Below are 11,515 nucleotides of genomic sequence, written 5' to 3' on the forward strand. Positions count from 1 at the left end.
ACCCGCCCGAGGCTAGTCGGGAGGCTCGACGCCCGCGACGGCTTGCCCGCCGTCCGCGCCCAGCGGCCCACGCCACGCGCCCGACGGCAACCCGTCACATCAGGGGCCGATTGCGGCGGGCGGCGGTGTCTCGGGCGCGGGATTGCCTCACTTGCCGTATCCCGTGCCGGCTGCCTCACCGGACGGCGGTGGTGCCGGTCGCGTCGCGGCCGGGCGGCGGCCGGCAACCTGGGCGCGGTCGCTAGCGTGGCGGGGTGACCACCGATCCGCTCGCCCCGCTGCTCGCGCTCGCCGACATCGCCCCCGCCGTCCAGCGGGCCCGCGAGCGGGTCGACGAGGCGATGCGGCACCGCGCGCTGCGCCGCCACGGCGGCCAGGTCGCGGCCGAGGTCAGCCTCCGGTCCGCGGTGGCCAGCGCCGCCCTCGAGGGGTACGCCCACGAGCGTGAGGCGGTCCGCGCCGGCACAATCACCGAGCCGGTGCTGCAGGGCGCGCTGCGGATCGCCGGGGTCCTGCCCGCGCTGACCGAGTTGTGGCCGAAGTCGCCCCGGCAGGCCCTGGCGAAGCTGCACGTGCTCGCCGCCCGCGACGTGGTCGCCGAGGCCGAACTGGGTCGCCCGGTGACGGACCCGGTGGTGGCCGCACGGCTGAACGGGCTGGCTGAGCTGGTTGCCGGCGGGACGAGCGTTCCGCCGCTGGTGCTGGCCGCCGTCGTGCACGGCGAGCTGCTCAACCTGCGTCCGTTCGCCGGGCCGTCCGGCGTGGTGGCCCGGGCCGCCGCCCGCCTGGTGCTGATGTCCCGTGGCTTCGACCCGCGCGGGCTGGTCGCCGTCGACGTGGGCCACCGCGAGCGGGAACCCGAGTACGTGGGAGCGGCGGGCGCGTTCGCCACCGGCACCCCCGACGGGCTGCGCTCCTGGCTGCGGCACTACATGTCCGCCGTCGAGGTGGGCGCCGACCAGCTCACCGCCATCGGCGACGAGGTGCTCGCGGCGGCCTAGCGTCCGGTCGCTTTGCCGATCTTGCTCTGCAGGGCGCGCCGGGCGATCGGGCCGAGGTCGTCGACGATCTCGATGAGCACGGCGAGCTGGTCCAGCGCATCGATGGCGCGTTCGGCCGCGGGCCGATCGACACCGTCGTACAACTCCAGGCCGATGAACGCGGCCGACACCGCGCGGGCGAGCCCGGGAACGTCGGCGACCTCGGCGAACGGCGACCCGGCCAACAGCCGGCGCAGGACCGACTCGATCTCGTCCACCCACAGCTGCAGGGACTCGGCGGTGGGGCCGGCGAGCCGCTCGTCGGTCTGTGCGCCCGCGAGCATCTGGGCCAGCACGGACACGTTGCCCAGCTCGCGTTCCTCCTGGTGCAGGCCACGCCCGACGTCGAGCAGTTCGCGCAGCGACCCGACCCGGCGCAGCCGGGCCGACCAATGGGTGACCCGTTCGGCCGTGCCCGTCCGGCACGCCGCCGACAGCAGTTCGTCGAGCGTCCCGAAGTGGTAGAAGACCAGCGCCTGGTTCACGCCGGCGGCGGCGGCGATGGTGCGGGCCGAGACGCCGGCGATGCCGTGCCGGCGGATCGCGGCGAGCGTGCCGTCGAGCAGGCGTCGCTTGGTGTCGGACATCGCTTTCCTCCCGCCGGGTGTGGCGGTGCGATCATCGCATCCGTCACCAACTGCGCCAGCCATGTCATGCCGGGCAGCCGCAGGGTCCAACCCACCCAGGCCCAGCCGAGGTTGAGGTGTTCGAGACTGCGCGCGACGGCGGCCACCCCCCGTTCCGTGTGGCCGTCGCCGCCCGTGTATCCGGCCCGCATCTGCCCCTCCTCGGCCGGCGCGATCGTCAGGTTCACCGGGTCCCGCCGCGCCAGGAACCGCCAGACCCCCACGCACGGTCTGCACCCGGCGTCGAGCCGCAGCACCGCCGGCGCGCCCGAGGCGTACGGCTGCCAGCGCGGCCACCAGTCGCGTACCGCCCGTCGCCAGTCCCGCCACGCGTCCCCGTGCCGGCGGATCAGGTCGTGCTCCTCGTGTGGCCGGGCCACGGCCGCGCTGAAGGCGACGGCGAGGACCGTCGCGGCCACCAGCGCAAGACTGCGGGTGAGAGTCGCGGTCAGCAGGAGCAGGGCAGCCGCACCGACCTGCATGGGGTTCGCGAGGTACGCGTACGGCCCGGTGCTGACGAGCCGGACGGGCGGGTCCCACGGGTACGGGGTGCCACCGCCCCGTCCGGCGAACTCGCGTACCGCGGCCAGCGCCGGTGTGGCCACCAGCAGTGCGACCTGGCCCAGCGTCAGGAGAGCGGCCCGGGGCAGCCCGGTGAGCGGGGTCCACGAGCCATCACCCAGCTCGAAGGCGACCCCGGGCACGAACCACAGCACCAGCGCGGCGAAGACGGCGACTTGGAGCAGCACCCGGGCCCGCAGGTGCCGCCCGTCGGCGCTCCACCGGCCGAGCAGCTGCGCGGGAAGCGCGACGGCGAACAGCCCCACGACCTCGCCCACCAGCCAGTGCGGCCCGAGCACGACGAGCGGGTGCAACGCCGGCATCGCCACCACGTCAAGCCAGAGCAGCAGGCCCAGAGTGACGGGCAGGGGCAGGAACCGGCGCAGCAGCACCGGCAGCGCGCCCCAGAGCGCCGCCCAGCCCAGCCACAGGTCGACCGGCATCCCCCGGTAGGCCCCGTCCACCGGCGCGAACGCGTACCAGCCCGTCTGGCGTGCCACCTCGTTCAGCGCGGCGACGCCCAGTGCGGCGGCCACGGCGGCGAGCAGGGCGGCGCCCCGCGCCCGGCGGTCGCGTTCCAGCCGTGCCGCGGCCAGCACCGCCAGCAGGGGTACTCCCAGGGCGAGCCACCGGGCGGCGGTCACCGCAGGACGAGCATGTCGAGCAGGTGCCCCACGCCCTCGTGGAGCAGACCGTCCTGGAGCGGTCCGAAGTACCAGGAGGGATCCAGGCCGCGCTCGTACGCCACCCGGACCCGCACCTCGGTGTGCTCCCGGTCCACCGCCTGCCAGGTCACCTCCGCGTGCCGGAAGGTGACCCACCGGCCGGTGATCGCGGTGTCCTCGACGAACCGGAAGCGGACCCGGCCCGGCTCGGCGCCGGTCACCTCGGTGAGCAGGTGCCCGCCCGGGCCGTGCGAGCTGCCGTGGTAGGCGAACATCCAGCGGTCGCCGGTGGCGAGGCCGTCGCCGCTGACCCGGGTCGGCACGGGAACGCCGAGCAGACGCAGCGGCACCGATCGGACCGGCACCGGGCGAGGGCCGGTCGCCAGGCGCTCCTCGACCGCACGGGCGGGGAGCGTCACCACGCGGACCACCTCGACCGACTGCTCCGGGGCTATCCGAGGGCCGATCCCGCTGCCCTCGAGTCCCGGTACGAGCAGCAGGGGCACGGCGACCAGCGAGTACGCCCGGGTGGTGTCGCGGCAGGCCAGCCGGATCAGGGCGGTGGTGCCGTGCGCCATGGCGTACACCAGCGGCGCGGACAGGATGACGCAGATCGCGCCCTCCTGCAGCGCCACCGACGCCAGGAGCAGCGCGATGGTGGTGGCGACGAATACCCGGCCGTGCGTCGTGCGGCCTGGGGTCAGGGCGAGTGCCGCAGCCAGCAGCACCGGCAGCCCCACGAAGAGCAGGGCACTGTCGGCGCGCCCTTCGGCCACGGTGATGGGTCAGGCGGCGGGAGCGGTCCGCATGCGGCGGTGGCGGCCGTACCAGGCGATGCCGATCGCCACGCCCACCCCCACGCTCAGAGCGGCAGCCGCGACCGGGACGGCGGGGCGCTCGCGCAGCCGGCGGCCGAGCGGGATCGGGTGCCGGAACTCCAGCACCGGCCAGGCGTTCTCCGTGGCCAGCCTGCGCAGGGCCCGGTCCGGGTTGACCACGGTGGGATGGCCGACGCACTCCAGCAGCGGCCGGTCGCTGTACGAATCCGAGTAGGCGAAACAGTCGGCGAGGTGGTAGCCCCGGGCGGTGGCGAGTTCGCTGACCGCCTCGACCTTGCTCGGCCCGGCGGCGTAGAACTCCACCTCGCCGCTGTATCGGCCGTCCTCGACCGCCATCCGGGTGGCGATCACGTCGGTCACACCGAGCAACTCCCCGATCGGCCGGACCATCTCCTCGCCGGAGGCGGAGACCAGGACGACGTCGCGTCCGGCGGCCTGGTGCTCCTCGATGAGGGCAGCGGCTTCGGCGTACACGTAGGGGTTGATCAGCTCGTGCAGCGTCTCCGCGACGATCTGGCGGACCTGGTCCACCGACCAGCCCTTGCAGAGCGTGGCCAGGTAGTCCCGGGTGCGGGCCATGGTCTGCTCGTCGGTGCCGCCCAGCCGGAACATCAGCTGCGCGTACGCCGACTTCACCACGTCCCGCCGGGTGATCAGACCGTCCCGGTAGAACGGCCTACCGAACGCCAGGGCGCTCGACTTGGCGATGACGGTTTTGTCCAGATCGAAGAAAGCGGCGCTTCGGCCCACGGCGCGCAAGTCTAGTCCCATAATCTATCGTCGGCGGGGTGCCTGGGGCGCGCGGCAGCTCCGGTCCGGCACCGAGGCGCACCCTTCCCTGCTCTGAGTGATCACGATCACACTCTTCGGTCACATTTTGGCGATGAGTGGGGTCGACACCACTCGACGTGAACAGCGCGCTCGGGCATGCTTGTCATCACGACGAGTGCTCATATCTCGGACAGTTGCAGACCCTCGGCGGTTGCACCCCCCGTAACCGCTGAGCGGTTCGGCTCAAACCCCCCCGGAGCCGAACCTCCCGACGACCCCCGTCTCCCCCCGACGGGGGTCGTCCCTTTCCCGGCTGAGCGTTGCGCCGCAGGTCACATGTCGTCTCCGTCCCCGTAGACAGGGCCTTCTGACGGCGTTTCCCCGCCCGGAGGCAGCAGGGAGGCAGCAGAGCCGTCGAACGCCTCCAGGACGCGCGCCGCGTAGTCGTCCGGGGTGTGGGTGTACCGGTTGAGCGTCGTGGACGCCTGCTCGTGGCCCATGACCCGCTGCACCAGGTTGATCGGGACGCCGTCGGTGACCAGCCAGGTGGCGTAGGCGTGCCGCAGGTCGTGGAACCTCATCCCGCCAGCGGCCTTGGCCGCAACGCAGGCGATGGCTTCCCGCTCCGTGGTGAACTCGGCCGACCACTCGACGCCGTCCTGGTCGGGCCAGACCGCGCGGTACCGGTGCGGGCCGGTGGCCACGACCTGGCCGAGCAGGCCGGCACGGACCAGCGACGGCAGCCAGACCCGACGGCGGAAGTTCGACCGGCGCAGTGGGCGGCCCACCCGGTCACGGAAGACCAGCGTGCGCGGGTCCGGGTCGTCGGCGGCGGCGCGCAGCTCGCGGAGCGAGGCCAGGAGGAAGCCTGGCAGCGGAACGGTTCGGACCCCGGCGCGACTCTTCGGGTACGGGCGCAGCACGATTCCGCCGTGGGTCTCCTCGGCCACCTGGACGACGCGCAGCGATGCCCGGTCGAGGTCGACTGACGACCACGTCAAGCCTGCGCACTCACCCCAGCGCAGGCCGGCCCCGGCGGCGGTGCAGACGATCGCCCGGTGTCGGGACGGCACGGCGGGCAGCAGCCGGCCGAGGAAGTCTTCCCGGCTGATCGTGACCGGCTTGACGTCGCGGGACCGGTCACGCGGCAGCTTCACCCCCTCGGCCGGGTTGGTAGCGATCAGCCGAGCCTGAACAGCCGTCCGGAGGATCATCGAGAGGAGCTGATAGCACTTGGCCACTGTGGAAGGTGCGAGGACCCGACCGAGGCCCGCCACCCACTCCTGCACCGACATGAAGTCGACCTTCCCGAGCGGCCAGTCACCCCACTTCGGCAGGAGGTGCGTGCGGAGCATGGAGACGGTCCGCTCGGTGGTGCGCGCCTCGACGGTCCGGGTGGCGAGCCACTGCTGAGCGAAGTCGCCGAAGCGGAGACGGCCGGCGTGCGGGTTGACATAGGTGCCCCGGTTCAGGCTCCCCTCGACCTCGGTCAGGTAGGCGCTGGCCTCCCGCTTCGTGCGGAAGCTCTTGGACTTCTGCCCGCCGGCAGGATCACGCCAGCAGGCGCGGTAGGTGCCGGCCGGAGTCTTGCGGACAAAGCCCATCAGCGCCTCCGCCCGTGCTCGGTGCCGGTGGCGGCGGCCGGTTCCTCGGTGACGCCGTCGAGCCAGGCGTGGAACCGGGTACGGGGAATGAGCCAGCGGCCACCCAGGCGGGTCGCTGGAATCGTGCCGTCCCGGACAAGGGCGTACGTGCTGCCCAGCGAGATGCCCAGCAGCTTGGAGACCTCCCGGACGGTGTAGGTGACCGGCCCGACGACGGTTGCCCCGGTGCGCGGGACGAGCCGGACGACGGGACTCGGGCGGACGGTGGTGCTCATGACGGATGACCTCCCCAGGTCTGTCGGGATCGGGCAGCAGCCGGCGCGATGCCGGCCGGGACGGTGCCGAACTCGTGGGCCATTTCTTCGCGGCCGGTAGCTGCTCGCTCGCGGGCCATGGCGGCGGCGGTGTTGGCGAGGAGGGCGTCTCCGGTGGTGTGCCAGCCGACTCCGGCGAAGGTGAGGGTGCCGACGATGAGCGTGGTGTCTTCGTGACGCTCGTCGACGAGCTGTCCGCCGGCGGTTGGGTGCTCGTGGGCCTGGTCCTCGTGCCGCCGGAAGTTCACCCGGGTGTCCCGCAGGAGCTGGAACGTCACCGAGTAACGGCGGCCCTTGGTCAGGAAGTGGCCGCCAAAACCGAGCATGTGCGCCCATCGGCGCAGCCGTGCGTACGGGTTGGTCGTCGCGGGTTTCGTCGGTTGGGTGTCAAGGCTGGCTTGACGGGCGGCGGTGCAGGTGGGGCAGGCGGCGTAGCGGGTGTGGGTGCCGCAGTCGGGGCATTCCCACGGCTGGACGAAGCCGGGCCGGGGCCGAGGGTCGCGGGGTCGCTCGGACAGGGGGACCGGGTTTCCGGTGGGTCGGCCGATGCGCCAGCAGGCGTCGATGAGGCGGGCGGTGTGGTCGCCGTCGGGGTCGGCGTAGTCGCCGATGGTGTCGGCGGTGAGGCGGGTGCTGGTGTGCCCGGTGGCCTCGGTGCTTTTGGTGGCGTACTTGGCAAGGTAGCCGGCGACCATGCCGTCGGTGACCTCGCCCGTGCCGTCGGTGGCGATGGGCTCCAGGTCGACCTGCTCGCCCCAGCAGATGGGCCAGCCGTCAGGCTGGTCGGGATGTGGCGGGGTGTGGAAGGTGATCTGTCCGGCGGCATGGCGGAGGGCGTCGACGAGGTCGGCGAGGGTGAAGCCTGCTGGTGGGGGGACGATGGCGTCCGGGTCCAGGGCGTCGACGCCGTCGAGTCGGGCGATGGCGTGGAAGTGGACCGCTCCCCGCGCTTGGAGTTCGGCGACTTTCCCGGGTGACAGCCGGACCGGCGACACTGTCCGCGTCTTGCCCGAGGCGGTGACGATCTCGACGCGGGGGATGCCGCGGCGACGGGCAACCTTCGCCAGGTAGCGTTCCGCGGCTTGTTTGGTGCGGTGCCACAGCTCACCGGCGAAGAGGTTCCAGACGACCTGGTGGTCGTGGTCGTAGCAGTCCAGGCACAACGGCCGCCCCAACACCGCGTCACCGGCCTCGTGCCTGGCCCAGCAGACGGTAGGCCGACCGTGCGGGCAGAGGCCGGCGTCGCGGCGGGCGTGGCAGGGTTCGGCGCGGCAGTCGCAGCGCTTCCGGTTGGCGCAGGTGTGCCGCTTGACCACTCGGGCGTGGACGGTGCCGAACGATGGGGCGGTGAAGGTGGCGAACACCGCCGGGTGCTGGGCGACCGTGTCGGGGATGCCCTTGCCGCCGATCAGGCCGGCGCGCAGGAGCTGGAACGCATCGCGCTGGTAGGTCTGCGCGCAGGACGGGCAGACCGTGGCGCGGCGGTTGCCGCAGGCGGTGTAGATCGCGGCGTCGGGCATGGCGTCGGTGTGCCGCTGCTCGATGACCCTGCCGGTGGTGGCGTCGACGGTGTAGAGGCTGCCGGCGAGGCGGATGGGGCGGGTGCAGCCGGCGGCGGCGCGGACGTGTTCGATCCAGCCGAAGTAGTCCGGGCGGGTGGCGCGTTCGAACGCGGATCCGGCGGCGGTGTAGCCGTAGACGGGCGGGATGGTGTCGGCGTTCGAGCCCACCCCCCGGGCCACGGAGGCGCGGGGGGTGAGGTCCAGCGTCGAGGCCATCAAGCCGCAACCTCAGCGTCGAGGGTGCGGGTGGTGATGGTGCGTTCGACAACGATGGTCCGGCAGGCGCCGCATTGGCGTTTGGCCGGCTCGTGCCGAGAGCAGGGAATGGTGGTGGTCACCTGGCCGCATCGGATGGTGACCGGTGCCCGGCAGGGTCCGCCGGGGATGACGTCGACGAGCGTCCGACGGGTGTCGTAGGGGTGCGGCTCCGGTTCGGCGGGGCAGGTGTGCAGGACGTGCACAACGTCGACGGTGTAGATGGTCATCGGGCACCACCGGTCAGGGTGGTGAGGAGTCGCCCGGCGACGGCCGGGGTGACGTCGAGTCGGTCGGCCAGCTCTCCCGGGGTAATCGGGGTGCCGGTGGATTGTTCGTGCTGCACGGCGGCGAAGCGGGCCATGGGCAGCAGGTGGGTAGGAACGTCGACCGGCTCAGTGGCCGGGGTAGCGACGGGCTCCGGCTCGGCGGCCGGGGCGGGAACGGGTTCCGGCTCGGTGGCCGGGGCCGGGGTGATGGCGGCTGGTGGTGCCGGTTCGGTGGTGACCTGCTCGGTCACCTGGACGCGGATCGGGTCGGCCTGGTTGACCGGCGTGGGAGCCGGCACAGTGCCCTTGGTGGGGGCGAGGACGAGTTTGACCAGGGCCATGAACGCCAGGGCGGGGACGGCGGACAGGAGCCAGCCGGAGATGCCCGGCTTAGCGACAGCGAGTTGTGCGGCCAGGGAGAGGCCGGCGGCGGCGATGAGCAGGAACAGCGGGTAGCCGATCGGCGCACCTATGCGGCGGCGTCGGCGGATGGTCAACAGGCAGGCGATGGGGACGAGTTCGGAGATGACGGCGTTAACCCAGCCGAACCATGCGCCGGTGCCTGCCGGGGAGTTGGCGAGGGTCCAGTCTTTGACGTGGGTGAACGAGGCGGCACCGGCGAAGCCGGCGACGATGAGGAGGATGAGGACCAGGACGACACCCTCGACCCGGGTGCCGGCGGTCGGAGTTTTCGCGGTCATGGTCAGTGGCCTCCGTGGCAGTCGAGGCAGCAGCCGTAGCGGCGGGGGATGTAGTAGGGCTGCACCAGGCCACACACGGCGCAGGTGCGTCGGGCGCGCAGGGCCTTGTCGATGGCGGCCCGCTGGGCGGGCGTGGCGGTGCGCTTTGGTGCGGCGAGGTCGAGGCGGTAGAGGTAGGCGACTCTTTTGCCGCGCCGCCAGAGGATCTGCGCGACCGGGTCATGTCCTCCGGGTCGGAGGCCGGCGGCGCGGAGTTGCCGGCGGGTGGCAAGCCCGGCAGGGGCGAGCCGGTAGCGGTAGGTGGGGAACTCCTCGGCGCTGTCGGCCGGGTAGGTGGTGGTGGTCATGGCCGGTCTCCCCAGCGCTGCTGGGCGGCCTGACGGGAGATACCGAGCCGGGAGCCGATCTCGGCCCACGAGTAGTCGAAGGCGCGGAGGCCGATGACGGCTTCGCTGATGGCCTGGTCGAGGTCGGCGGACAGAGCGGTCAGGTCGCGGAGGGCTTCGACGTCGCCGGTGGCGACGCGGCGGCCGTGGGCGCGGATGATGCGCCGCGCGAAGGCGGCGAATTCGTCGTTCTCGACAACCTCCCGGCGCTTCTGCCGGGGCAGGTGGGGCGTCAACGTCTTCTTGACAGTGCTCACCGGTTCTTACCCCCGGTGGTGTGGAGGCGGTCCCACTCGTCGGCGGCGGCTTCAAGGGCGGTGATGACCTCATTGGCAGTGCGGCCGGGGTCGTCGTTCCACGAGTACGGCGAGGTGTGCTCGTCGACGAGGTAGCCGTCCTCGTCGATGTGGAAGATCGGCTCGTGGGTGTCGAGATAGTCGACGAACACGGCCAGGGTTGTGAGGTAGTCGGCGAGGGCGTCCCCGTCGAGCTGGGAGAAGTGCTCGACCCGGTGGCCGGCGCAGGCGATGCCGATGGCCCCGGCGGCGCAGGCCGGCGGGGTGACCGTGTCGGTGGTAAGGGCGTAGTAGGTGCCCTGGTGCCAGCCGTGCCGGCGCAGATAAAGGGCAGCCATCCGGAGCAGGTCAGCGGGAGTGACCGTTCCGGTGATGGGTGGGATTTGGGTAGCCTTCATGGCAGCCACGTCCTTTCGAGGGCTGTTGGCGGAGGTCGGCAGGACCGGCGTTGCTGCCAGGCGTGGTCCGGTCCTGTCGACTGCTACTGGTTGCGCAGCCGCACGTAGCGGCGGAAGCGGGTGTCGTCGCCGCCCATCGGGGTGGGCGCGGAGACGAAGACGAGTCGCCCGGTGCGGTTGGCGGCCTCGAACATCAGGGCCAGGTCTTCGGGGGTGCCGATGACCCAGAGTTCGGTGTACTGGGCGGCCCGCTGGTTGTTGATGCGGATGACGGTGCGCTCTCGGGTGGTCATGCCGCGATCCCCCAGTCAGAAGGAGAGCCGGTCGGGGTAGTGATGCCGCTGGGACGCCGGATCCAGGCTGCGTAGTCGGCAATGCCGGCGATCTGGGCGTCGGACAGGTAGGCGACCTTGATGCGGCGGGGGACGCCGCCCTCGGCGATGAGGTAGGCCGCGCCCTGGTTGGTCGGAGCGATGTCGGTGGCGCTGTAGCCCTGCTCGGCCCAGCCGTGGCCGAGGACGATGTTTGAACTGTTCGGAGTGGTGCAGCGGAACGCGGCGCGGTAGCCGAACAGGTCTCGCAGGCTGGTGGGGATGATGTCGAAGGACGGCCGCTGGGTGGCGGCGACGACGGGAATGCCGGCGGCCCGGCCCCGGGCGACCAGGTCTCGCAGGAGGGCGACGAACTCTTCCTGTTCCTGCTTGCCGCCGATGGTGGCGGAGTAGAAGGCGATCTCGTCGACCAGGACGGTGATGACGGAGAGGCCGTCGAGGGCGGTGACCTTGCGGCGTCCGTGGGCGCGCAGCCAGGCGTACCGGTTGTTCATCACCTGCTGAAGACGTCGCAGGACGTCGAGAGCGGCGGTGATGTCGGGGCCGATGAAGGCGTCGGCGCAGTCTTCCCACTGGCCGAGTTCGACGAGCTTGCCATCCAGCAGCACAAGCCGGGAGTCCGCCGACAGCGCCGCGTGAGCGGCGATGGCGTTGAGCAGGCCGGACTTGCCTCCACCGGGTTCACCGCCGGCGAGGAGGTTGCGGTAGGCGAGGGTGATGTAGACGGGCTGGCCGAACTCGTCGATGCCGAGGAAGATCGGGTCGAACATCGACAGGCCAGGCCCCACCGGGATGCCGGCGGTCGGGGCGGTTGCCGTGGTCATGGGTTGCCCTCCTTGGGCTTTTATGGGCGCGGAAAGCCACACGAAGGAGCCGTACGGCTCCCCGCGTCCGGG

General features: G+C 72.1%; 14 protein-coding genes and 1 pseudogene. 1 reads left to right on the top strand and 14 read right to left on the bottom strand.

Features of this window, described 5'->3' with window-relative positions:
• Positions 1–254 precede the first annotated feature (254 nt).
• Positions 255–1,001, top strand: coding sequence for an oxidoreductase (locus E1166_RS03230; protein ID WP_132335631.1), 747 nt, complete (start codon positions 255–257; stop codon positions 999–1,001).
• Here the strand turns inward: E1166_RS03230 and E1166_RS03235 are convergent.
• The 14 genes and pseudogenes from E1166_RS03235 to E1166_RS03300 all read right to left on the bottom strand — a co-directional run bounded on the left by E1166_RS03235 (position 998) and on the right by E1166_RS03300 (position 11,443).
• Positions 998–1,627, bottom strand: a complete 630-nt coding sequence (locus E1166_RS03235; RefSeq protein ID WP_132335633.1) for a TetR/AcrR family transcriptional regulator — start codon at positions 1,625–1,627, stop codon at positions 998–1,000. The two genes, E1166_RS03230 and E1166_RS03235, sit on opposite strands and share 4 nt — an antisense overlap.
• Positions 1,522–2,871 carry a methyltransferase gene (locus E1166_RS03240; protein ID WP_132335635.1) on the bottom strand — a complete coding sequence of 450 codons (1,350 nt, stop codon included), beginning with the start codon at positions 2,869–2,871 and terminating at the stop codon, positions 1,522–1,524. Before E1166_RS03240 ends, E1166_RS03235 begins: the two co-directional genes overlap by 106 nt.
• A pseudogene (locus tag E1166_RS03245) lies at positions 2,868–3,674 on the bottom strand (hypothetical protein); the annotation flags it as partial. The pseudogene E1166_RS03245 and the gene E1166_RS03240, both read right to left, overlap by 4 nt.
• 3 nt (positions 3,675–3,677) lie before the next feature.
• Positions 3,678–4,490: an HAD-IB family hydrolase gene (locus E1166_RS03250; RefSeq protein WP_207913973.1), complete on the bottom strand. Its 813-nt coding sequence runs from the start codon at positions 4,488–4,490 to the stop codon at positions 3,678–3,680.
• A 344-nt stretch (positions 4,491–4,834) separates the two neighbouring features.
• On the bottom strand, positions 4,835–6,106 hold the full coding sequence (locus E1166_RS03255) for a site-specific integrase (RefSeq protein ID WP_207913965.1): 1,272 nt from the start codon (positions 6,104–6,106) through the stop codon (positions 4,835–4,837).
• Positions 6,106–6,381 (bottom strand): helix-turn-helix domain-containing protein, encoded by a 276-nt coding sequence (locus E1166_RS03260; RefSeq protein ID WP_132335639.1) that lies wholly within the window; start codon positions 6,379–6,381, stop codon positions 6,106–6,108. Before E1166_RS03260 ends, E1166_RS03255 begins: the two co-directional genes overlap by 1 nt.
• Complete coding sequence (locus tag E1166_RS03265) at positions 6,378–8,198, bottom strand: replication initiator (RefSeq protein WP_132335641.1); 1,821 nt, start codon at positions 8,196–8,198, stop codon at positions 6,378–6,380. The genes E1166_RS03260 and E1166_RS03265 overlap by 4 nt, the downstream gene beginning before the upstream one ends.
• Positions 8,198–8,467 carry a hypothetical protein gene (locus E1166_RS03270; RefSeq protein WP_132335643.1) on the bottom strand — a complete coding sequence of 90 codons (270 nt, stop codon included), beginning with the start codon at positions 8,465–8,467 and terminating at the stop codon, positions 8,198–8,200. The genes E1166_RS03265 and E1166_RS03270 overlap by 1 nt, the downstream gene beginning before the upstream one ends.
• Entirely contained in the window at positions 8,464–9,207 is a 744-nt protein-coding gene (locus E1166_RS03275; protein ID WP_132335645.1) for a hypothetical protein, read from the bottom strand. The genes E1166_RS03270 and E1166_RS03275 overlap by 4 nt, the downstream gene beginning before the upstream one ends.
• 2 nt (positions 9,208–9,209) lie before the next feature.
• On the bottom strand, positions 9,210–9,554 hold the full coding sequence (locus tag E1166_RS03280; protein WP_132335647.1) for an RRQRL motif-containing zinc-binding protein: 345 nt from the start codon (positions 9,552–9,554) through the stop codon (positions 9,210–9,212).
• On the bottom strand, positions 9,551–9,850 hold the full coding sequence (locus E1166_RS03285) for a hypothetical protein (protein ID WP_132335649.1): 300 nt from the start codon (positions 9,848–9,850) through the stop codon (positions 9,551–9,553). Before E1166_RS03285 ends, E1166_RS03280 begins: the two co-directional genes overlap by 4 nt.
• Positions 9,847–10,287 carry a hypothetical protein gene (locus E1166_RS03290; RefSeq protein ID WP_132335651.1) on the bottom strand — a complete coding sequence of 147 codons (441 nt, stop codon included), beginning with the start codon at positions 10,285–10,287 and terminating at the stop codon, positions 9,847–9,849. Before E1166_RS03290 ends, E1166_RS03285 begins: the two co-directional genes overlap by 4 nt.
• Positions 10,288–10,370: 83 nt before the next feature.
• Positions 10,371–10,580, bottom strand: coding sequence for a hypothetical protein (locus E1166_RS03295; RefSeq protein ID WP_132186659.1), 210 nt, complete (start codon positions 10,578–10,580; stop codon positions 10,371–10,373).
• Positions 10,577–11,443: an FtsK/SpoIIIE domain-containing protein gene (locus E1166_RS03300; protein WP_132335653.1), complete on the bottom strand. Its 867-nt coding sequence runs from the start codon at positions 11,441–11,443 to the stop codon at positions 10,577–10,579. The genes E1166_RS03295 and E1166_RS03300 overlap by 4 nt, the downstream gene beginning before the upstream one ends.
• Between the last annotated feature and the right edge of the window lie 72 nt (positions 11,444–11,515).

The organism is Micromonospora sp. KC213 (assembly GCF_004348325.1).
Classification (GTDB): Bacteria; Actinomycetota; Actinomycetes; order Mycobacteriales; family Micromonosporaceae; genus Micromonospora.

What these genes read in the sequence shown, in the direction of transcription:
- E1166_RS03265 (WP_132335641.1), bottom strand. Translation starts at nt 8,198, where the DNA reads ATGGCCTCGACGCTGGACCTCACCCCCCGCGCCTCCGTGGCCCGGGGG.
- E1166_RS03270 (WP_132335643.1), bottom strand. Translation starts at nt 8,467, where the DNA reads ATGACCATCTACACCGTCGACGTTGTGCACGTCCTGCACACCTGCCCC.
- E1166_RS03300 (WP_132335653.1), bottom strand. Translation starts at nt 11,443, where the DNA reads ATGACCACGGCAACCGCCCCGACCGCCGGCATCCCGGTGGGGCCTGGC.
- E1166_RS03235 (WP_132335633.1), bottom strand. Translation starts at nt 1,627, where the DNA reads ATGTCCGACACCAAGCGACGCCTGCTCGACGGCACGCTCGCCGCGATC.
- E1166_RS03260 (WP_132335639.1), bottom strand. Translation starts at nt 6,381, where the DNA reads ATGAGCACCACCGTCCGCCCGAGTCCCGTCGTCCGGCTCGTCCCGCGC.
- E1166_RS03275 (WP_132335645.1), bottom strand. Translation starts at nt 9,207, where the DNA reads ATGACCGCGAAAACTCCGACCGCCGGCACCCGGGTCGAGGGTGTCGTC.
- E1166_RS03290 (WP_132335651.1), bottom strand. Translation starts at nt 10,287, where the DNA reads ATGAAGGCTACCCAAATCCCACCCATCACCGGAACGGTCACTCCCGCT.
- E1166_RS03295 (WP_132186659.1), bottom strand. Translation starts at nt 10,580, where the DNA reads ATGACCACCCGAGAGCGCACCGTCATCCGCATCAACAACCAGCGGGCC.
- E1166_RS03255 (WP_207913965.1), bottom strand. Translation starts at nt 6,106, where the DNA reads ATGGGCTTTGTCCGCAAGACTCCGGCCGGCACCTACCGCGCCTGCTGG.
- E1166_RS03280 (WP_132335647.1), bottom strand. Translation starts at nt 9,554, where the DNA reads ATGACCACCACCACCTACCCGGCCGACAGCGCCGAGGAGTTCCCCACC.